The 22509-nt window shown below is 39.6% G+C and carries 13 protein-coding genes; 10 read left to right on the top strand and 3 right to left on the bottom strand.

From position 1 onward, the window contains the following. Positions 1-89: 89 nt before the first annotated feature. Together ASL11_RS06285 and ASL11_RS06280 are read right to left on the bottom strand one after the other, a co-directional pair. Positions 90-353 carry a colicin E3/pyocin S6 family cytotoxin gene (locus tag ASL11_RS06285; RefSeq protein WP_056611208.1) on the bottom strand — a complete coding sequence of 88 codons (264 nt, stop codon included), beginning with the start codon at positions 351-353 and terminating at the stop codon, positions 90-92. A gap of 621 nt (positions 354-974) precedes the next feature. Continuing rightward, a complete protein-coding gene (locus tag ASL11_RS06280; protein WP_056611204.1) occupies positions 975-1874 on the bottom strand; it encodes a hypothetical protein in 900 nt (299 codons plus the stop codon). 540 nt (positions 1875-2414) lie between these two features. Here ASL11_RS06280 and ASL11_RS06270 point away from each other — a divergent pair. From ASL11_RS06270 to ASL11_RS06240, 7 genes are all read left to right on the top strand, one after another. Then, positions 2415-3740, top strand: a complete 1326-nt coding sequence (locus ASL11_RS06270; RefSeq protein ID WP_056611198.1) for a TniQ family protein — start codon at positions 2415-2417, stop codon at positions 3738-3740. A gap of 125 nt (positions 3741-3865) precedes the next feature. Further along, the gene (locus ASL11_RS06265; protein ID WP_056611195.1) at positions 3866-6565 is read left to right on the top strand and encodes a TnsA endonuclease N-terminal domain-containing protein; all 2700 of its coding nucleotides are present in this window, start codon (positions 3866-3868) and stop codon (positions 6563-6565) included. 2 nt (positions 6566-6567) lie between these two features. Next, positions 6568-7689: an AAA family ATPase gene (locus tag ASL11_RS06260; protein ID WP_056611192.1), complete on the top strand. Its 1122-nt coding sequence runs from the start codon at positions 6568-6570 to the stop codon at positions 7687-7689. Continuing rightward, complete coding sequence (locus ASL11_RS06255; protein WP_056611189.1) at positions 7679-8476, top strand: TniQ family protein; 798 nt, start codon at positions 7679-7681, stop codon at positions 8474-8476. Before ASL11_RS06260 ends, ASL11_RS06255 begins: the two co-directional genes overlap by 11 nt. 590 nt (positions 8477-9066) lie before the next feature. Beyond that, positions 9067-10773 carry a type I restriction-modification system subunit M gene (locus tag ASL11_RS06250; protein ID WP_056611185.1) on the top strand — a complete coding sequence of 569 codons (1707 nt, stop codon included), beginning with the start codon at positions 9067-9069 and terminating at the stop codon, positions 10771-10773. After that, positions 10773-11987: a restriction endonuclease subunit S gene (locus ASL11_RS06245; protein ID WP_056611182.1), complete on the top strand. Its 1215-nt coding sequence runs from the start codon at positions 10773-10775 to the stop codon at positions 11985-11987. Before ASL11_RS06250 ends, ASL11_RS06245 begins: the two co-directional genes overlap by 1 nt. An 89-nt stretch (positions 11988-12076) precedes the next feature. Beyond that, on the top strand, positions 12077-15259 hold the full coding sequence (locus ASL11_RS06240; protein WP_056611180.1) for a type I restriction endonuclease subunit R: 3183 nt from the start codon (positions 12077-12079) through the stop codon (positions 15257-15259). A 348-nt stretch (positions 15260-15607) separates the two neighbouring features. Here ASL11_RS06240 and ASL11_RS06235 read toward each other — a convergent pair whose 3' ends face one another. Further along, complete coding sequence (locus tag ASL11_RS06235; RefSeq protein ID WP_056611178.1) at positions 15608-16429, bottom strand: DUF5677 domain-containing protein; 822 nt, start codon at positions 16427-16429, stop codon at positions 15608-15610. Between the two features lie 1222 nt (positions 16430-17651). Between ASL11_RS06235 and ASL11_RS06230 the strand changes: the two genes are divergently transcribed. The 3 genes from ASL11_RS06230 (at position 17652) to ASL11_RS06220 (ending at position 22488) form a co-directional block, all read left to right on the top strand. Then, positions 17652-18047, top strand: a complete 396-nt coding sequence (locus ASL11_RS06230) for a hypothetical protein (RefSeq protein WP_056611175.1) — start codon at positions 17652-17654, stop codon at positions 18045-18047. A 251-nt stretch (positions 18048-18298) separates the two neighbouring features. After that, positions 18299-19444, top strand: coding sequence for a response regulator (locus ASL11_RS06225; protein WP_056611172.1), 1146 nt, complete (start codon positions 18299-18301; stop codon positions 19442-19444). Continuing rightward, positions 19441-22488: an ATP-binding protein gene (locus ASL11_RS06220; protein WP_056611169.1), complete on the top strand. Its 3048-nt coding sequence runs from the start codon at positions 19441-19443 to the stop codon at positions 22486-22488. The genes ASL11_RS06225 and ASL11_RS06220 overlap by 4 nt, the downstream gene beginning before the upstream one ends. The last annotated feature ends 21 nt before the right edge of the window (positions 22489-22509 follow it).

The following is a 22509-nucleotide window of genomic DNA, read 5'->3' as shown; positions in this document are numbered from 1 at the left end:
CGATGACTTGCTATTAGTACTTTTTTCCTCCAAAAGGAATACGGGACCTAGCTACGCGGCTATCGCAGATCCCGTATAAGTTCCTTCAGTTAGATAATCCCTTTCAGTGTCTTTGTCGAATCTTTCCCTTTCTTTTTATGCCATGTTCCATCCGGGTTCATAACACCCTTGTGCTTCCCTTGTTTGTTGTATACCTCTACCTCGCCATGGAGATTATCTTTGTGATAGTACCAGCCTGTCCTTGGATCTTGGTAAATCACTTCCCCTTTACATATCTTTTTAGTCCTCTGCATCCCCTTGAAAACAGGGTATTTGGAGGCTGGTTCACTTACCCAATCGATAAATTTTTTCATGATTTCTTCGCTCCTTTTAGTTGTGTGGGAAATAAAAAAAGCGCTGGAAAACCAGCGCTTAACCCACGTTTTTTGCGGAAAACAAAAAAAGGCCCAAGTAGGCTGCCGTAACCGGCAACCCACTCGGGCCTTTATATAAAATGGAAAATATGAAGTTGTATGAGAAAATTTGAAAACAAAAAAAGCCTCTTTATAAGAGGCCTGATTAAAGAGAAACTAAAAATACCCATTTAGGGCTAATAAAATATGCTCCATGGCCATACAGAGTTAGAGGCGACACGAGGAAGGGAGAGTTTAAACGGGTATAAACAGAAAAAGGCCCATTTTGGGCCTATTTAAGAATCATAATCTATTCAGTTGGTGTTAGCCCTCAAGACGTATTCTAGGGCTAGTCAGAGTAGTTTCGTCCTTTACCCTAATAGAAAGCCTCTTAGGTTAAGAAACTGAAAAAGCCTCTTTAGAGGCTTCCGATAATAAGCATTTAAATGTGCAATAGAGAGGATCGATCATCAATGAATAAGAATAGAAATAATCACGTTAACGTTGAATTCGATACCGAGTGACAGGATAACCTTGTCGAATATTTAGTTCCCCAGCTCGTCCATCAAAATATAGACGTTTTTAAATTTTTTTCAATTCTTTTTTTGCTTCGAGCAAAATGTTTCTCTCCGCTCTATTCTTGGTTAAATTCAAAGTTGGTTGAGTGACACCTAGTAAATCAGCTGCTTCCTTCTCCATTAATTCACGTTGACCATAAACCAGTTCCATCACCTGGATCTGTCTCGGTCTGCGAAGGATTTGCAGATGTATTCCCAGTTGAACAACCCATTGAAACAATGTTCGCCGTTCGGGTAAAGGGAGATGATGTCCATTAGCGATCTCCACACAAGATTGCAACACCCATTTTCGTTGCTCCTCCCGACTTAACTCAACCTTCGGAGAATGCTGGGAAGCAAGAGCATACTGCTCGAGAATAAATTGCTTAGGCTTAGCGGAGGACGAGTTATCGGCGTTCACATACTTTTCTCTCTTCCAGATCCTTTTGACCCTGCTTTCTACCTTGATTCGAATAAGGGTTAGAAGTTTGCCGCGATCACGTGAGTATTTTGGAATAAACTCCGTAATGATATCCTCATACAGTTGTTCCTCCAATTCCTCTCGAGTCATGATAGTGACATCGTTCCACAGTTCCCTAACTACTCTCTTTATAAGAGGTCGGAAATATGATTTAAAACGAATTAGCTCACTATTGGCTATAGCTTCATTCCGTTTGATTTTCCAAGCGATTTCTAGTGCCTCAGAATCGGTTAGTACGGGCTCTATGGGCTGCGGTAAAGTACCGCTTGGAACTTCAGTTAGGTCTTCAATACGTCTTAATGTGAAGATTTGAAATGGCTTCTTTAAATTGCTACCATACCTCTGCTTTACATATCCCAGCGCAACTTTTTCGGAAGGTGCCGTTACAAACTCATCAACGACGATTCCGTGGAAAGTAGTACCTTGCACTTTGTAATCGGGCAATACAACACCTCCTATTCGTCAGTATTTTAACACACTTTTTGCAACTACAAGAAAATAGCCTATATATAATTGTTCTTAAAATTCTGTGGGGAAATGGTTTGTTTTTGGTCGAAGAGTCTTCGATTGGAAGTTGAGGTAGCGATTCACTATTAATATTTAGTTAGAAATAAATTATTATAAAAATATCGATAATAACAATAAAGGATTTGGGGGACTTTATGATTAACGAAGAATATCAGTCAGACATTGCGTCCGTTACACCTTTAGGTATTCGTCTTCATCATTGGCTTTACTCTGGCAGGAGAGCAGTCCGAGAACAATGGTTTCACAAAGCAATTAGTAGTGGAGATTGGAGTATTTCTGTATTATATGATTCGTCAGATAGGTCTCATCTGTTTCTTCCCGATCATAATCTCGAGCTCTGCAGTATCATTCAGTTCAAAATTTTTGATCAGGATGAACTAAATCAATATCATAGCCTTATTGAAATTTATAAGGAGAGTAAGAAGAAGTTAAACAGACTTAAGCGGGGGCATAGGCATGGATATTTACGCTAAGTTGGAACTAATCGATGATAACCCCCATTCAAAACTGGTAAGCGAATTGTATTCCCTTCAACCGATTGGATTAAAAACCGGATATGTAGAATCATTGACAAGCTATATAACTCGGCTTGCGAAAGCGCATTGTGTAAGAACGGGTTCCATGTTCTCAAAAATCTTTTTTCCGTACTTAAATAAGGATTACATGAATAATGGAGGTAGCGGCTTTTATACGTCAGCTCACTTAATAAACGGGCTTTCAAATGTTGCGAATGAATTTATAGAGATGATATCAGCTCTAACTGGAATAAATACCATCGATCAACTGACTCTTTTGAGATTTAAGAGTGTGATTCCAACTAGAGGGCTATATAGACCTAATAAAGCATGGTGTCCTCGCTGTTTCGATGAAATGAGGCATCAAGAAGAGATGGTATTTGAACCACTATTATGGTCAATACGACCTGTAAATGTCTGTCTAAAACATCAAATAAACCTGTTGGAGAAATGTAATAATTGCTGCAGCAATATTCCGATGTTAGATGGTCGAAGTAAATCCGGCTACTGTCCCAAGTGTTCTAACTGGCTAGGCATTGAGGAATTGGATACTAGTGAAGGAGTTGCTAGTGATTGGGATGTTTATAGAGCTAAACTGATTGAAGAGCTGCTTTCCTCACAGTGGGGACGCTTTGAAAGTGCTGATGTGACGTGGACATTATCTAGACTTGTCGATCAATTTACTGGTGGTAATGTATCTGAGTATGCGAAGTTTGTTGGCGTGCCTAAAACAACGTTCTGGGGATGGTATTCCGGAAAGAATTTACCTACACTAGACGATGCGCTCAGGATTTGTAATAAGTGTGATGTAACTCTTGTTGCGTTTTACTCAGGTAGTTCACTTGGGAAGAATGGGAAATTTGTAATTGTGAATACAAGGATCAAGAAGGAAAATGTCTTCCTTACAGCAAAATCGATTCCTGAAGTTGGAAAGGATCTTGAACAAGTGATAATGAACCGGAAAAATATGCGGATCAATGTAACCCAGATTGCCGGTGAGCTGCAATGTAATAAAAAGACATTATATAAGTACTTCAGGCCAATATGTAAATTGCAGACTAGGATGAATAAGTATTACAAAGCTGGGCTTAAGGGATTGAGGCTAACTAAATTAACAGGAGAAGTTTCAAGGGCTTTTATTTCTTTAATTGATACCGGACAAATACCTACGGTCCGCAAAATTGAGACAAAGCTTAATCGTCCTGCTATCTTGCGCGAAATGGAAGTCAAAAAGTACTACAATTTCCTGAAAACAAAGGTGGACTGAGAAAGTGTTATTCCTCAACAAATGCTACATGTAGAACTTTTTTTGAAAAAAACATCTACATGTGGTAGGATTATTAATTTACATGGAGAATTATTTGAATAATCTAACAATATGAGGTGAGCGAATTGGCCATCAAGGACTTCTCGATTATTACTCAGAAACTTCATCTCTCCGAGCAAGCCGTTAAGGTCATTGAAAACATTAGAGGATTACCACCGTCTCGAAATGTTCGAAGTGGCAAAGGAAATGTCACAGGATTTTACCCAAGTACTAAAATGGGCATGACTATTCAATTCGAGAGTCATACATTAGAGTTAGCGGCAATTTATTTAAAGGAACACGATGAGACTGTACTTGAATATTACGATCAACCTCCTGCCTTTCCAATTCAATATTCAATTACTGATAAAAATAATAAAGTGAAAAATAATGGTCATCTGTACACTGCTGACTTCTTTGTTATAGAGGATGACTGGATCGGCTGGGAAGAATGGAAGCATGAAAAAGATTTATTGCAATTAGCGATCAAGTATCCCACTAGATATGTTTTAGACGAAGGCATCTGGCGTTGTCCTCCAGCTGAAGAGTACGCAAAAAAGTTTGGACTATCCTTCCGTGTAAGAACAGATAGAGAAATTGATGTAACCTACCAACGGAATATGATATTTCTTGATGATTATATGCTCCGTACCCCCCTCACTGTAGATACTAAGTTTGAGGATGTACTAACTGAAATAGTCTCAAATAAACCTGGGATATCTCTTAAAGACCTAATAGTACTTCATTCCTTGGACCCCGACGAAATTTATACCTCGCTGTTAAATAAATCAATTTATTTAGATCTCTTTAAGGAACCTCTTGCAGATTCTGATATTGTAAAAGTTTTTTTGAATAAAGAAGTCGCCAAAGCCTTTATGAATGTTAAGGAAGTCGAAATTGAAAGGAGTATACACTCAAACATAATTGACATCGAAGTAGGCAGCTGCATTCAATGGGATGGTCGAAAATATACTTTCTTGAATATTGGAGAGACCACGTACACCCTATTGAGTGAAGATGAAAAGTCAATAAACGTACCTATAGCCGTATTTAAAGCACTAGCAAAGGAAGGATTAATTCGAGGATTACAAGTGAAGGATTCCAAGGGTGATACTGCATTGAATATCATAAAAGGCGCGAGTAAGGATCAATTAATGGAGGCAAATCGTAAATTTAAACATGTAATGATGTACATTGAAGAATCTGTTGTACCGGCCGGTCTCTCGGTGAGAACGCTGAGGCACTGGGTAAAAAATTTTAAAGAAGCCGAAGTACAATATAATAATGGTTTCCTTGGCTTATTACCTCGAACTAGTACGCAAGGTAATGCATACAGTAGGTTTTCAACAGAAGTATTGGGGATCATAAATAGTTTTATTGAACAGTATTATGAAACCCCAGTAAGAAGGAATAAAAGTACGGTGTACAGGTTGTTGGTGGATGCTTTAAAGAATCAAGGACATATAGCGCCGAGTTTTCGTACTTTCAGTACGATGGTAGACGAGAGGCCAAAACATGAGCAAAAAAGAAAGAGAGAAGGGCATAAGGCTGCATACAATAGTGAACCCGTCTATCTTGAACTTGATCAACAAACTCCGCGTCATGGTGATCGTGCTTTTGAGATTTGCCATATCGATCACACAGAATTAGATATCGAACTTGTTTGTTCAAGAACGGGAAAAAATTTAGGGCGCCCTTGGGCAACGTTCTTAGTTGATGCTTTTAGCAGAAGGTTGTTAGTGGTATACATTACTTTTGATCCGCCCAGTTATAGGACATGCATGATGGTTCTTCGTGAATGTGTGAAAAGGTTTTCGAAACTTCCCCAGAAACTCGTCGTCGACGGTGGTAAAGAATTTCATAGTGTCTATTTCGACTCTATGCTGGCGTATAATAAAGTAGTTAAGTTGGAACGGCCTGGTGCAAAACCTCGATTTGGTTCGGTTTGCGAAAGACTTTTTGGCACCACTAATACAACTTTTGTCCATAACTTACTTGGGAATACACAGGCAACTAAAAATGTAAGACAAGTTACTAAAGAGGTCAACCCTAAAAATCTTGCTGTTTGGAATCTTGGTAGTCTCTTCGAGAAATTAAAGGAATGGGCATACGAAGTTTATGATACAAGCGATCATCAAGCCGTAGGTCTTTCTCCGCGGGATGCGTTTCTTCAATCGGTTGCGCTAACAGGGAGAAGGCAATTCGCATTTATTAAGTACGATGAGACTTTTCAGATGCTATCTTTACCTACTACTCGTAAAGGAACGGCCAAAGTAGAACCAGGTAAAGGAGTTAAAATGAACAGGTTTTATTATTGGTCAGACAAATTATTGCATCCTGAAATTGAAGGCAAGCAAATTCCTGTTCGTTATGACCCCTACAATATGGGAATAGCGTATGCCTATTTCTTAAATCAGTGGATAATGCTAAATTCAACGCATTACAAGTCCATGGCTAATAGAACGGAGAAAGAGTTAATGCTTGCAGCGGACGAACTCAGGAGAAGACAGAAACTACACGGCAAGACTGGTGATGAAATTTCTGCTGCGAAACTTGTCCAATTTCTTAAGTCCGCTGAGGCAGAGGAAGTATTGCAAAAACAACGGCTTAAGGATAATGAGCAAAAATCTATTTTTGAAGTTATTAAAGGTGGAAAGTCAGAAGAATTGCTGACTAAAAAAGAAACACAAAGCAAGAAATCATCTTCCAAATTAGTAGCGTTGCCAGTTATTAAAAATAAAATCGATATTAACTCCGAGGGATTTTTACGATTGGAGGAGTTTTAAATATGGCTGGTAACTTCGGATTTCCAGAAGAGATACTGAACTCCGACAAAGATAAGAAGATAACCTATTTCAAAAAATATACGGTTTCACATTATTATTTAAAACATGCTTACAAAAAATTGTGTGATACCATCTCTAAACCAGTTAATACCCCAGTCATATTGGTTTATGGACCTTGTGGTGTGGGTAAAACTACTTTATTTTTAGGAATTGCTAAACATTTTATAGAGTTAGCCGCAAAAGAATTAACCGTTGACCCGGGTCGTATTCCGATCGCAGGTATGGAAGCGATCGCCCCAGATACCGGTAATTTCGATTGGAAGGATCATTATATAAGATCACTAAAATCATTGGATGAACCATTAATTGAAAAGAAGATAGATTTTGAAAGCAGGAATGATAAAACGAATAACCACCTTGCAGCGCGTGCTTTTAGAAGCTCATTAGAAAACGCGCTGAAATACCGTCGGCCTTATGCATATATGATTGATGAAGCCCAACATTTAGCTCATATCACAAGTGGGCGGAAGTTGCGAAACCAAATGGATGTAATTAAGTCTCTAGCATCAAATTCTCGTGTGCCCCATGTCTTGTACGGTACGTATGAATTACTTCCATTTCGTAATTTAAGTGGCCAGCTAAGTAGAAGAGGCATTGATATTCATCTCCCACGGTATCGAACTGAAGTTAAAGGTGATATGGATCAATTTATTTTTGCATTAGGTGCTTTTCAAAAGCACCTCCCTTTGGAAAATGAACCAAAGCTTGTCGATAATTATGAGTACTTTTATCAGAGATCTTTGGGATGTGTTGGGATATTAAAGGATTGGCTTTTAAAAAGTTATACATTTGCAATAGAAAACAAACGGAAAGTTTTAAGTATGGATATCTGTAAGGAGTTTTCTCTTTCTGATGATCAATGTGTGAAAATTATTCGTGAAGCCCGAGAAGGCGAAAGTTTGCTTGAAGAGAATCAGGAAAAACAAAATGAATTACTCCGTTTGTTAGGAATGGACACCAAAGATGATGAACTTATTGAAACGACAGGACGAAAGAGGAAAAACAAAGTCGGTGAGCAGAATCCTACACGTCATAATGTAGGCGAGGTTAGGAATGCACAATAGTACGAAATTTTTAGAGTTATGTAATGAAGCTGATGCCGCTCACCAAGTTAGGAGTGTATTGTATCCGTTAAAACCTATAGGCTTAGGCACTCCTTATATGGAGTGCCCTAGTAGTTACATAATTCGATTAGCAGAGGCGCATAGTGTAAGGCTAAAAGAAATAGTTAAAATTGCTTTACAGGCCAATGGGGCAGCTATTCAAGATCCTAGCGTGAAAAAGCTTAATGGAATGGGTTTCAATGTAGCAAATATCTTGAAGGGCTTGGAGATGGTAACTTCCCGAAACGATTTAAAGCTATTAGGGACCCTGAACTGGAAAGGTTTTATTAAAAATAAGAATATAAATAAAGATCATAAGACATGGTGTCCAAATTGTTTCGAAAGCTGGAAAAGAATTGGGTATATTCTATACGAACCTCTTATCTGGCAGATTAGTGGGATTGAATTTTGTTATAAACACAACACACGCTTAGTAAGCCATTGCCATTCTTGCAAGGAAAGCTTGGAAGTTTGCAGTGATTTAGAGAGAATCGGGTATTGTCCAAAATGTTCGGCTTACTTAGGGAAATATAAGATTAATAAAGAATACCGGATGACTCCTGTTGAAAAAGAAAAGGCTGACTACGTCGCGGAAAGTATAGTCAATGCAAGGAATATTGCGGAGTTAAAACCAGAACGGCATGACCAGGCAATAACCCTCAAGCAAGTCACCGATATAGTGGACAGAAATAATTCGGTGGCCTTCCGATTATTTCAGGAGAGTTCAAGTGAGTATAAGTTCTATTAAAAATAAAAACCGAAGTAGCCATTTTGTTGTATTATTCCTAGTTTAAGATGTTTCTACTTGCAATCCTGTCCAAAGTTGACGTTGCAAAATGTACTCATTTGGATGAAAAACATGTCCAAATGCAGTAATCATGACAATTTGAAAATTTTTGACTAATTGTAACTGTCATATTTTTCGGGTTTTTGGCCAAAAGGCAACGTTGATGGGCTATTTTAAAGCTTTTGGACATTAATGATCTCACCAACCATTGCCCTCTTCTCCCTCTACCCGATCTCTTATAGAGTTGCAGGTCTAGCAATGGAGTGCTGGGCCTTGAAATATCGTGGATGCATGGAAAAACCAGTCAAGGCTAAATGGACGCGCCGCAGCCTTGACTGGTCAACTGTTCTGCTCACCTTAGCAATCAGATCACGGACATTCAACTCGTTTTGTTGATTATCTCAGAGTTCAAATATTAGTTGTTAAAATGTGGCGAATATAATGTTAGTCTGCCATAGATCACTTGGTGATGTATAATAGATGAAACAAGTAAATACACTATTGAATTATACTAAAAGGATTGCATCAATTGAATAACAAGGGGCTTACAAATGACTAACGAAGAATTCAAAAAACTAAAGGCTGATTTGTGGGCAGCTGCTGACCAGCTGAGAGCCAACTCGGGACTAAAATCCACAGAATATGCTACTCCAATTTTGGGGCTTATCTTTCTGCGTTTTGCTGAGAGCAAATATTCACAACACGAAGCAGAGATTAACGCAGAATATAATAGACTAAAAGGCACACGTATAGAGCGCGATGTTCATGAAATAGCTATTGAAAAGTGCGGATTCTATCTCCCTGATGAAGCAAAATACAACCACCTACTTAATCTACCGGAGAGTGAGAACTTAGCACAGAAGGTAAAGGAAGCAATGGTGGCTGTCGAGAAATTCACCACTGAGCTTGAAAATACACTGCCAAAGGACGAATATTACAGTGTTAATGGTAAGGAAGACAAGACCGTCCTGAAGAAACTCTTGAAAAATTTTAAAGACATTCCAGACGACATTAGCATTGACCTATTTGGTGAAATATACGAATACTTTCTTGGCAACTTTGCACTTGCAGAAGGTCAAGGCGGCGGTGAGTTTTTTACCCCGTCAAGTGTTGTGCGTTATATGGTTGAGGTGCTTGCTCCTACTGAGGGTAAAATATTGGACCCTGCTTGTGGCTCAGGCGGTATGTTTGTTCAGACAGCTCATTATATCAAAGAGCACAAACATAACGGGAACGACATCAACCTGCGTGCCTACGGTGTGGAGAAAACAGGTGCAACCGTTAAGCTTGCGAAAATGAATCTTGCCCTGAATAACATTAGAGGAACAATAACCGAAGCCAATTCTTACTATTTAGATCCCTATGATTGCTTTGGTGCATTTGATTATGTAATGGCAAATCCTCCGTTTAATGTGGATGGCGTGGAACTTGACGCAGTGAAATCTCAGCCACGCTTTAATACCTATGGTGTACCGCAGAATAAAACGAAAAAAACGAAAAACACCAAAGGTGACAAATCGGAAAACGTACCTAATGGGAATTACCTTTGGATCAATATGTTTGCAACCTCTCTGAATGAAAAAGGTAGAGCCGCCCTTGTTATGGCCAACTCTGCATCAGATGCAGGCCACAGCGAGAAAGAAATTAGAAAGAAATTAATAGAAGAAGGCCTCATCAGTCAAATGCTGACCATGCCCAAAAACATGTTTAGCACAGTAACCCTACCTGCTACCCTTTGGTTTTTTGATAGGCAAAAGAAGAATAAAGATGAGATCTTATTCATTGATGCAAGAAATGTGTTTACTATCATCGATAGAGCTCACGTTAAATTCAGTGACGAACAAATAAAAAACTTAAGTATGATATCAAGATTATATGAGGGCAACATTGAGGCATTTAACACCCTTATTAATGAATATAAAATGAACCTTGAACATGCAGAAACAGAAGTTGAAATGAAGTATTGGCAATCTAATATAGATTGGCTTACTGAGCGTTTCCCAGAGGGTAAATACTGCGATGTCTTAGGGCTTTGTAAGGTAGCAAAGATCGAGGGAGAGGATGGAATATCCGCCCAGGATTATTCGCTTAATCCTGGGCGTTATGTTGGCGTGGTTATGGAAGAAGACGGCATGACCAAAGAAGAATTTAACGCAGAAATGTTAAGGCTTAATGAAGAACTTACAACTCTAAACAGAACCGCGCAGAAGCTAGAAGGGAAGATAAACGAGAATTTGTTGTCTTTGGTGAGTGAGTGATGTGGGTAGAAAAGAAGTTAGGAGATATATGTGAACTTGGAGATGGCGCACATACAAAACTCAATAGAGTAAATGATGGGATTCTATATTTATCATCAAAAAATTTTCAAAATGGAAATATTAATTATGAAAATGTTGATTATATTAGTATTGAAGACTATAACAGACTATTTAGCATTAGCAATAATTCAGTGAGGAACTTACAGGCTGGAGATTTAATAATAGGCATAATAGGAACAATCGGCAATGTGTATGTATACAAAAAGGAAGATAAATTCGGTATTTCAAGTTCTGTTGCTATAATAAGACCAAATGCAAAAGAAGTAAATTCATACTATTTATACTATGTATTGAATAGTAGCTACTTTCGAAAAATGTTAGATATTATGAAGGGTGGCGTTGCACAAGGGTATATTAATTTACCGCTTCTAAGAAAAATGCCAATATTACTTCCGCCCCTACCTACCCAACAAATAATTGCAGATATATTATCTGTCTACGATAATTTCATTGATAACAACAACCGTAGAATAGAGCTATTGGAGCAATCCGCTCAGCAAATATACAAAGAGTGGTTTGTGCGTTTCCGTTTTCCAGGCTATGAAACTGCCAGCTTTACAAAAGGAATACCTAACGGTTGGGAAGTAAAAAGTATATCAGAATTATCACACATTACGGATGGGACACACGATACACCAAAGCCAACTGATGAGGGGTATTACCTCATTACAGGTAAACATATTGTAAACGATACTATTGACTTTTCCACTGCTTATTACATTAGTGAAAAAGACCATATTGCTATAAGTAAACGGAGTGGTTTAGAAAAAGGAAATATTTTATTTTCCAATATAGGAACGATAGGATCTACCTGCATAATTGGCGAAAATACTGACTTTAGTGTAAAGAACGTTATTATAATTAAACCGCATGATAATAAAGGCACTTGTTTTTTATATTGTTTATTGAAAAATAATACTACTCAAGAAATATTTAAACAGCAAGCAAGCGGGTCATCGCAACAGTTTATTTCTCTTGGTTTTATGAGGAAGTATAAAGTGTTAATACCGAATCTAGAAGTGCTTAAAAAGTTCTCATTGCTAGTTGAACCAATATTGGATGAGAAATCATTGTTGCATACCAAAAACAAAAACCTAGCCAAACAGCGGGATCTATTACTCCCTCGCCTAATGAACGGGCAATTGGAAGTATAGATAATGAGAAAACCACTGATTAAAAAGTATCTTGAACTATCGTTGTAATATCGGCAGATCCAAGAAGAATAGTATTGGGGGACTCACATATGCCACGCATCATTACAGAGGACATGATCGAGCAGGCGACGATCAAGTTGCTGGTTGAATCAAACGGATACAACGCCATGAACTGCTTTACACCGGAAAAGGAAACATTACCCGATGGCACTGGCAGAGAGAATAAAAAGCAGGTTGTCTTGCAAAGCATCCTGTTTAAAATGCTATGCAAAATCAACCCGACTATCCCTGTTGCAACAATCAAATCAGTGGTAGAAACCTTAAGGCATACCCCCCATACTGCAGATTTAATGGCGATTAATTGTACAAATTATCAAATGCTAAGAACGGGTATAACCGTAAAATATGAAGTGAACGGCAAGCAAGAAAGCAATACATTAAACATTATCGATTATAAAGAACCACTAAATAATAACTTTACCGTTGTCTCACAAATGTGGATTAAAGGCGAAGCTCATTGGCGGCGCCCTGATTTAATCATCTTTATAAATGGCTTACCCCTAGTATTTATTGAACTTAAAAATTCAAATATTTTAGTGAAAAACGCTTATGATAAGAACCTAACCGACTACCTAAAAGATATTCCTTATTTATTCGATTACAATCAAATTTGTGTGCTATCAAACGGTGTAGAAACTCGAGTTGGCAGCTTTAAGGCCGGCTATGAGCATTTCTTTGAATGGCTAAAGGTAGATAGTGAAAAAGAAAAGCCAAACAGAGAGCAAATAAAAGAAAACGGAATTAGTATTGAACTCTTAATTAATGGACTATTAAAAAAAGAATCACTAATCGATTACATAGAGAACTTTATTTTATTTGACCGTAGAAGAACTAAAATAATAGCCAAAAACCATCAGTTCTTAGGCATTAATAAAGCTTTTTACTCTTTTGTAAATCGAGAGAGCTTAAAGGGTAAACTTGGTGTGTTTTGGCATACACAAGGTAGTGGGAAAAGCTATTCGATGGTAATGTTTGCACGTAAAATCAAGCATAAGTGTGCGGGTAACTTTACATTTTTAGTGGTGACCGACCGTCAGGATTTAGATGACCAGTTATATAAGAATTTCCTTCGTACAGAGTTTATTGCAAAAGATGAGGATGTTCGCCCTGCCAACAGTGCCAAGCTACGTGAACAGCTCGCTACAAATAAGTCGATTATATTTACAATGATACATAAGTTTAGATACGACAAGGGCAAGAAATATCCTATTTTATCAGAGCGTAAAGATATTATAGTTATGGTGGATGAAGCCCACAGAACCCAGTATAAAGATCTTGCGGAAAACATGAGAAACGGGCTTCCCAACGCGCAATATATAGCATTTACAGGAACACCTCTACTTGGAAGCAAGCGATTAACAAGCGCTTGGTTTGGTGATTATGTTAGCGAATATAACTTTTCACAGTCTATTGAAGATGGTGCAACAGTTCCGCTTTATTACACAAAGCGCGTGCCGACTGTGGAATTGAGCAACGAGTTTCTGGATTCTGATTTTTCGGAAATACTCGAGAAAGATAACTTAACAGATGAAGAGCAAAAAAGACTAGAGAATCACTACGCAAAAGAGCTTGAAGTTATTAAACGCGACGATAGACTTGAAACAATCGCCCAAGACATTGCATACCATTTCCCCCGTCGGGGCTTTCTCGGCAAGGGTATGGTTATCTGCGTAGATAAATTTACAGCAGTGAGAATGTATGATAAAGTAGCGCACTACTGGAAAGAAGAAATCAAAAGACTAAATAAGGAGATTAAAACTGAAAAAGATGGGGAAAAACGTCTTGAGTTAAAGCGCATCGTTGATTATATGCGAGAGGTTCAAATGGCAGTTGTTATTAGCTATGAGGATGGTGAGGAAGAAAAATTTGCTGATCAAGGCTTATCTATCAAAAAACATAGAGATTATATGAATGCTGTTGATGATAATGGCTTTGATCTTGAAGATCATTTTAAGAATGAAAAGCACCCTTTCCAGCTTGTTTTTGTCTGTTCCATGTGGCTTACTGGCTTTGATGCACCAAGTGTATCCACGATGTATTTAGATAAGCCAATGCAAGGGCACACCTTGATGCAGACGATAGCAAGAGCAAATCGTGTGTTTCCAGGTAAGGATAACGGGATTATTGTTGACTATCTTGATGTATTTAAGTATATGAAGCGTGCCCTTGCCGACTATGCAACTTCAGAAGAAGAAAATATGCCTGTAAAGGATATTGAAAAGCTAGTTGATCTATTAAACCAAGCAATCGATAATACAACTTTATTTTGCGGTTCAATTGGAATTGATCTCAATGAATTAATTACTAAAAATGATACGTTTAAAAAGCTTGATTTGTTTGAAGGCTTTGCAAATACCATTTTACAAAATGATGAATGGAAAAATGAATTCAAAGTATATTCAAACACAGTTGAAATGTTATATGAATCGTTGCGACCCGACATTTTCAAAATGGATTGGACCAACCCACTTAAAGAAGCTATTCTCTACCTAAGAGGAATTATTGCTGGTAAAATAAGACCCGATAAATTAGAAGAAGCACGCAAGAAAATTGATACACTATTAGACCAAAGTGTGGTTGCTGAACAAGCTGCTGTATACGAATTAGCAAAGCATTCAAAGGAAATTGACCTCTCAAAGCTCAATATTGACGAGTTAAGAGAGCAATTCAAAAAAATTAAGTATAAAAACATAGAAATCGCCAATCTTAGAGATTACATAACAAAAAAACTTGAGCAGATGCTAAAGAAAAATCTTACAAGAAGTAATTTTGCTGAGTTATTCCAAAACATCATTGATAATTATAATGCTGGAGGCTCGACTAATGATGATTTCTTTGAAAAGCTACTAGAGTTCATGGAGAAATTAAAGGCTGAAGATGAGCGACATATAAAGGAAGAATTAACAGAAGAAGAACTCGAAATATTTGACTTACTACGTAAGGAAAAGTTATCTGCCGCGGAGGAAAAGAAGGTTAAGCTTGCGGCAAAGATGCTTTACGAAACGCTTACACAAAAGAAATCAGAGCTTTTTGTGGTCGGCTGGCATAATGACCCTCAGCCAAAAGAAAGGGTTAAGAGTGAGATAATTACCGTATTAAATAGCTTTTTACCTGATAGTTATGGCAGAGATGTTTTCACTTTAAAAAGCAATATTGTGTATGAACACATAATTGACCAAGCAATAACTGGATTTGGGTGGATAGCAAGTTAAAAGTCGAAGATCTATCGGAATGATTCACGCGAATAACAAGCGTAAGGACTAATTTTTAACTATTCATTACTCGCGGCATAATCTAAAGTAAATAACTATGCGGAATGCTTCATCGCACTTAAATAAGCCGTTATAGCGTATACGTGACAGTATAAAATTATTCAATATTATTTGTGTTAGAAGAAAATAATGTATAAGACAGGACGTCTTTATTCCATACAGCTTCTCGAACCGTCAAAGCGTTAGAGTCCATAAAATAAGTTTTAGACTGATTCCAGAAATCAAAACAGCGATAGCCACGGACGAAAAAAATAAGTCCGTGACTATCGCTGTTTTTGATTTCCTTCTTTATGATGCGGTTGGTTCTATCCATTCATCTAAAAATACTGCGAATTCAGCTGCTTTATGAGTGTGATAATTTAGAATTAGCTTGGCTATCATACCAAGAAGAAATGAGCGCCCTAATATGATCGGGGTTTCTTCCTTTGTTTTATCTACGTCTCTTAGAGGCCAAAGTAATACTCTACCAGTTGCATCTTCCAAGGTAGCATTTGTAAGTGCTGTCGTGCCGTGCGCTGTAGCGGAAAGTCCAGCATAAATCGTTCTGTATTCATTTTCCATGTTTACGCGTTGTGCTAAAGCGAAGATAGTTGATGGGCCACCAAATAACGAGTACCATTTCGGTATACCGCGTCTTAAGGCGCTTTTTACTGTGTTCCATTCATTTGTTATATGAGTCAAACTTGGCGTGATTAACTGGGCTTCAAGTAATGCTTTTTTTGTAAGGAGGGTTGCCTCAGTAACCTCTGGCTCTAAGGTCCTTTCATCAATTGCCATTTGAAACCACTCGATGTCTTGATTAATGTAACCAACCTTATAGCTTAAAGCCCGATCGGTTAGTTGCGCCGGGTCTTGATAAATATATTCAATAGCTAAATTGGTTTCGAATGCATTTCTTACCGATGCTCTGATTACTTCTAAGTTGTTATGATCCCCACCGATGAAAATGCCGTCTACTTGCTCGATTAACTGCCTAAACAATGCGAAAATGATGACTTCTTTTTCAGAATGTCCTCCATTTTCAGCTACTTCCTCCAACAGCTTATCTGCGTACAGAATGGTCTGACTTAGTGAATCGAGTAAAGGATTTTGCTCTTCTGTTTCAGTCATCCGTATTTCTCCTTTATTGGTATATTTGCGTAAGTAAAGTTTACCACATATTATTGTGTGAGGTCTTTAATTATCCTGTCAGATGTATAAATTGTCGTCAGTCTACTTTATTTACTTTGGACAATTTGGGATATCACACTCTACAGACCGTAAGCAAATTGATTTAATCCAAGTAGTTAAAGGCTTTTACACTCAATGGCTAAAGTATCGATGTGTATTCATTATTCGGTGGGTAATTATATATAGATTCTAATGAAAGAAACGACGTAAAATCAAATTAGTACCGGTGGCAAAGAAATGCTTCAAATTTAGAACTTGCGGCAAAGAAATGCTTCAAATTCTTATTTAGATGAATGGGAATAGCCTAATATCATCTGGTTTTAGGCAAAAAAATGATTCAAACCGCGGCAAGGAAATGATTCAAGTCACAGAGGGTGCTTTTTTCTTGTGCTTGTATGGGTGAGCAGGGAGTTGAACCCCTCGAGGGTTCGCCCGCGCGGACCGGAGCGTGAGCGGAGGGAGCACGGCACTCGTTTATGCTCAATATGTATTGAATTTATATTGGAAGCAGGTTCAACTAGATCAAGAAGTTAGAGATAAATTTACAAAAAGACAATGGGTGTTAATAGCAATTGGTTCTTTGTTTTGGATGTTGATGTTAATTGGATTATTCGCATAGTTCAAAGAAGTGAATTTCAGGCAGTCCAAAGATATTCCTATTATGAGATAAGGAGATCATGACTTATAATCAAATACGCAAAGCAAATGTACTCATTTAATGTAGCTTCCATAAATGGAAGCTTTTTTTCTTTGTATTTCCATGAATAAAGACCTGCAAAATAATACATTATTCTCCACAAATCATGAACACATGGTACAATTTAACTATTCATCCAAATAAGGAAGAATCTTATGCTCTAGTGCTAGGGTGGATTTAAAGGTGAAAGTTACATCTGAGGTTATTTATACGAAGAATTTGGTAAGCACTATAAACAAATACGAGTAAGTTGTTTTAGGCAAAGGCGAGGTACAAAAGATATATGATTCTATTCAGAAGGCTAGCATATTGCATGATATAGATATTGATTGTAAAAACGGTTACTTATTTGACTCTGTTTATTCGTATTCATAATACTGAATAAAAGACTGGTATCATCAACGTATTCGCTATGGATTGAGTATTGACTAGCGCACTTATAAAAAATGTTAGGAGGCGATCTTAATGTATAAGGTCTCAAAGTTAATGTTTTATTATGGAATCTACATTATTATTCTAGGGGGTTCCCTTCTTTTTACACCCAAGTTAGTGCAACCAATGTTACAGTTTAATGATGATGCAACAGTATGGCTTCAATTCTTTGGTATGCTCCTTTTATGTATTGGTTTCTATTACGTTCGTTCAGGTTTGGAAAATAATATACAATTTGCTAAATCGACGGTCATCGGTAGAATATTCGTATGTATCGTTACAATTACTTTAACGGCTATGTACCATCTACCGATTAATTTTATTGTTGTAGCTGCGCTTGATTTTGTAAGTGCTGTCCTAATAATTATGCTCTTACCTAAAAGTATCGAAAAGACAAATAGCAGCAAAACTGAAAGTATAAACAGATAAAATATGAAAATAACGATGAACTTCTTGAAATCTCATGAGTGTCTCGCTTACCTACGTAGTCCTCGAACTGAGAAGCAGTTGTCGCAGAGATTCCTCTGTGATGGCTGCTTTTTCTTTTACAGTCGGAGCTTGAGCAGCTTTTTCATGAATTCAGCGTGTAGCTTTAGGAGCAGAAAATAAAGGATTCACCTCACTTTTTGTCGAAATTTCTTATAAGGAAATGCTTGCAATAAGTAAGGAGACCAAGGTCGATGATTCGTGTAATGCTCATTGATGACGAAGAAGATGCGCTGGATTTATTGGAAATTTTGCTCGGACAAATAGGAAATATCAACATAGTAGGAAGGTATATGAATCCGATTCAAGCGATTGAAGCGTTAGCTAACTCTCCTGTGGATGCAGTGTTTCTGGATATTCAGATGCCGGGAATGAAGGGCACGGAGGCTGCTAGAAAAATCAGAAGCATGTTCCCTCGCATGCCGATCGTTTTCACAACGGCCTATGCGGAATATGCGGTCGAAGCGTTTGAAATTCAATCGATGGACTATTTGTTGAAGCCTTTTACGATAGATAGATTGCAGAATACGGTTGTGCGTATTAAACAATCCTTATCCGAGTTCGTCATTCAGGCGCACCAAAGCGCAAGCATCGCCCCGACTGTTAACTGCCTAGGAGGCTTCCATATTGGGTTGCCGAGTGACGAGAACAAGGTGCTAACATGGAAAACGAAGAAGGAAAAGGAGCTTTGCGCGTTCCTGATCCATTATGCAGGAAAGTCTGTGAATACGGCTTCGATTATTGAGGCGTTATGGCCGGGGTACGATTTGAACAAGGCGAAAACGTATTTATATACATGCCTGTCCTATTTAAGAAGAAGCTTGGGGGAACAACAGATTCCAATCCATATACGCAAAGTGGATCAAGGATTCGTCGCTGTTTTGGATGGGAGCACGGTCGATGTAACCGAATTTGAGCAGTTACTGAGCAACACGTGGGCCGAAGCGGAGATGGATGAACGGTCCTATGACAAAATGAACCAGATGTACACAGGCGAATATATGGAAGCTTGCGATTTCAGTTGGGCTACCGCCAGACAGTTGGAGATCAAAGCCACGTATGTTCGTGTACTACGTAAATGGTACGGGCATTTTCAAAGTAAGGGTAATCGTACGCTTGCGGTGGACAGCATGGAAAAGCTATTGTCACTTGCCCCTGACTCCGAGATCGACGGACGTGAGTTGATCAAGCTGCATCTGAAGATGGGCAATCGAAATGAGGCATATCGGATATGCTTGCATTTGGAGCAAGCGGTGCGCTTTCAATTGGGAGCTGAGCTGGAGGAAGAGACATTACGGCTATTCCAACAAACGAAAGACATGATGGAGCAAGCGCGATGAGGAAAAAAGTTGCGGCAGCGCTTATTACTTTATCTCTGTTGATTGCAACCTATGGGCTGTTGTTGGCTTACTTCTCTACTCATAAAAATCCAATGCCTGTAGCGGTAAAAGGGGCGATGGACTTATCCGCTTGGAAGTTTGAGGAGGAAGGAGTCGTTCGGCTGGATGGGCAGTGGGAGCTTTATCCAGATCAACTATTCACCAGTCAGCCTTCTCCATCTTCTGCCACTGCAGGGGGATTAACACCTGAGATGATTCAGGTTCCTGGATCATGGTCCAAAAAGATGGATACGCTTGGCATGGCGACTTATCGATTACAGATTCGGATCGGCGACGCTGGCGCGGTGTATGGTTTGAAAACAGCGGCTATCCTGATCTCGAATCGGCTCATCGTCAATGGCCAAATCGTTGGAACAAGCGGAAATCCGGCCGAGAAGCAGCAATACAAAGCGCTTAATAAACCGTATGTCAGCTACTTCACGTTGCAGCCGGGCTGGAATGACATTCTGGTTCAGGTGGCAAATTATGAATTCCATGTAAGCAGTGGGATCGGCGAATCTCTACTACTGGGCAAGGCCGAGCAAATCGCCGGGATTCGTGATCGTGCGACAGCTCATGATTGGATCGCGTTAACCGCCTTCTTGATCATGGGATTATATTTTATCGGTTTATTTTCCCAACGTAGGGACGATTTATCACTTGTGGTGCTTGGCATCGTTTGCGTATGCATTGCTGCTTTTACAAGCGTCAGCGGTGAGAGAGTATTATTTGTTGCGGTCGGTTCGATTCCGTTCTGGCTATATTTCCGAATTCAGATGGTATTGACAGTTGGCGTAGGTGTTGGATTTTTCCTTTATGTATACACGGCTTTCCGGCCTTACTGTTATAAATGGCTCACTCGAGGCGGGCTGGCTGTGGGGGGGATACTTGCGGTGTTGCATGTCGGCTTCGCTACCGAGCTTACAACAGGGCCAGTTCGTCAGTTCACGTCGTTTTACGTGACTTTCTCGTTGTTGTACGCAACGTATGTATTCGTATATACGGCCTTGCACAAGGTAGCTGGAAGCGGGTATTTGGCCGTGGCGGCAATGGCTCTGAATGTGCTGGTGCTGAACCAGAACATGAACGTGTACTTCGGCGTGCCCATCTATTCACTTGCGCCGGTGGAACCTTTTCTAGTTCTACTGATGCTAGCTTTGCTGATGTCGCTCCGGTTCTCGAACGCTTTCCATAAAATCGAAGAATTGTCAGGGCAATTAATGCAAGCGGACAAGTTGAAGGACGATTTTCTGGCCCGAACTTCGCATGAATTCAAGACGCCGCTTCACGGAGTGATGAATATTTCTCGGTCCATGTTGGACGATACCACACATCCACCAACTGCGGAACAACGGGAAAAGCTGCAATTGATAACTGATATTACGAGGAAGCTTTCGCAGCTCGTTTACGATATTTTAGACTTATCCAAGCTGAAACTAGGTGAACTGAGAATCGTTCCTGCTCCAATCGATGTTCGTTCGGTCGCAGAGGTGCAAGTGCGCTTCTATTCCTATTTGTGCACGGAAAACCATATTCAACTGGTGAACGCTGTGCCTGCGCAGTTATCCTCCGCTTTGGCTGATGAAATCCGCTTGAGTCAGGTTATCGGAAATTTGCTGGACAATGCAATTAAGCATACGGAGAATGGAAGGATTGTCATTACGGGCAGAGAACATGGAGGCAGGCTCGAAATTGCGGTGCACGACACAGGAAAAGGCATTGAGGCCCAGGATATTCCATTGATTTTTGAGCCATTCAAATCACTTGAGGGTTCACAGCAGCGTGGCTTCGGATTAGGGCTGCCGATTGCAAAACAACTGGTCGAACTGCAAGGAGGGACGCTTTCTGTTACTTCTACGCCTGGAGTCGGTTCGACCTTTACATTCACGCTTCCAATCTCCGAACAACGAAGAGATGCAACATCGTCCTATTCAACTCCCATGGTCGTCCCCAAAGAAATCGAATATTCCTTTGCTACGCCTTATTTTACGAATTCGAGAGGCAAGCATACGGTTCTGATCGTTGATGATCAGTTTGTTAACTTGAAAGTCTTATTGGACGCGCTTCAAGCCCTCGACTATCGCGTGATCGCAGTCAAGAACGGGTATGAGGCGCTGGAGCAACTCGATCAAACGGGCAGGATCGATCTTGTCATTTTGGATTTGATGATGCCGGGGATGTCAGGCTATGAAGTGTGTCAAGAGATTCGCAAACGATATTCGTTGCTGGAGCTGCCCGTTCTGATGGTGACGGCGGCGATTCAACCCCAGGATAAGGTTGCAGCACTTCAAGCGGGGGCTAACGATTACTTGTCAAAACCGTTCGATGTGGAGGAGCTTAAGGCAAGAATCGGCAGCTTGCTCGCGATGAAGGAATCGCTCGGCCGAGCGATCCATATGGAAGTGGCTTTTTTGCAATCGCAGATTAAGCCTCATTTCTTATATAACGTTCTGAACAGTATTGTGGCATCAAGTTATAAGGATGTGGAACGAGCGAGAAAGATGATCGCCGATCTAGCCGATTATTTGCGAGGAAGCTTTCGGTTCAGCAATGCGGAGGAACGCATCGGGTTTGCAGAAGAATTCAGTCTGATTCGAACGTATGTCGAGATTGAGCGGGCTCGATTCAAAGATCGTATTCGCTTCGAATTCGATATCGCAGAGGCTGCCTATGGTTTACGCATGCCGCCGCTTTTGATGCAGCCGCTGGTCGAAAATGCGATTCGTCACGGCATCGGCGATCGCATTGAAGGAGGCACGGTGACATTGACGGCGGAAGAGTCGGATGGGAAGTGGCAATTTGTCGTAGCCGATGACGGCGTAGGAATCGCGCCTGAACGATTGAAGACGCTGCTAGAAAGGCCCGATGCGGACGAATCGCAGGGAGTCGGTTTGAGGAATATTAACAAGCGGTTGAAATACGAATATGGTATTTCGTTGGAACTGGATAGTGAGCTAGGGCGTGGCACGAAAGTCACCATTTGCATCCCTGCTTCGTCGGTTTAACTGCGTGATGCCAATTTACCT

It is taken from the genome of Paenibacillus sp. Soil750, from assembly GCF_001428045.1.
GTDB classification, from domain to species: domain Bacteria; phylum Bacillota; class Bacilli; order Paenibacillales; family NBRC-103111; genus Paenibacillus_E; species Paenibacillus_E allorhizoplanae.
This window is presented reverse-complemented; position numbering and strand designations above follow the sequence as displayed.

Coding starts and splice junctions, on each gene's coding strand:
- ASL11_RS06285 (WP_056611208.1), bottom strand. CDS start 353: ATGAAAAAATTTATCGATTGGGTAAGTGAACCAGCCTCCAAATACCCT.
- ASL11_RS06270 (WP_056611198.1), top strand. CDS start 2,415: ATGGATATTTACGCTAAGTTGGAACTAATCGATGATAACCCCCATTCA.
- ASL11_RS06260 (WP_056611192.1), top strand. CDS start 6,568: ATGGCTGGTAACTTCGGATTTCCAGAAGAGATACTGAACTCCGACAAA.
- ASL11_RS06255 (WP_056611189.1), top strand. CDS start 7,679: ATGCACAATAGTACGAAATTTTTAGAGTTATGTAATGAAGCTGATGCC.
- ASL11_RS06250 (WP_056611185.1), top strand. CDS start 9,067: ATGACTAACGAAGAATTCAAAAAACTAAAGGCTGATTTGTGGGCAGCT.
- ASL11_RS06245 (WP_056611182.1), top strand. CDS start 10,773: ATGTGGGTAGAAAAGAAGTTAGGAGATATATGTGAACTTGGAGATGGC.
- ASL11_RS06240 (WP_056611180.1), top strand. CDS start 12,077: ATGCCACGCATCATTACAGAGGACATGATCGAGCAGGCGACGATCAAG.
- ASL11_RS06235 (WP_056611178.1), bottom strand. CDS start 16,429: ATGACTGAAACAGAAGAGCAAAATCCTTTACTCGATTCACTAAGTCAG.
- ASL11_RS06230 (WP_056611175.1), top strand. CDS start 17,652: ATGTATAAGGTCTCAAAGTTAATGTTTTATTATGGAATCTACATTATT.
- ASL11_RS06225 (WP_056611172.1), top strand. CDS start 18,299: ATGATTCGTGTAATGCTCATTGATGACGAAGAAGATGCGCTGGATTTA.
- ASL11_RS06220 (WP_056611169.1), top strand. CDS start 19,441: ATGAGGAAAAAAGTTGCGGCAGCGCTTATTACTTTATCTCTGTTGATT.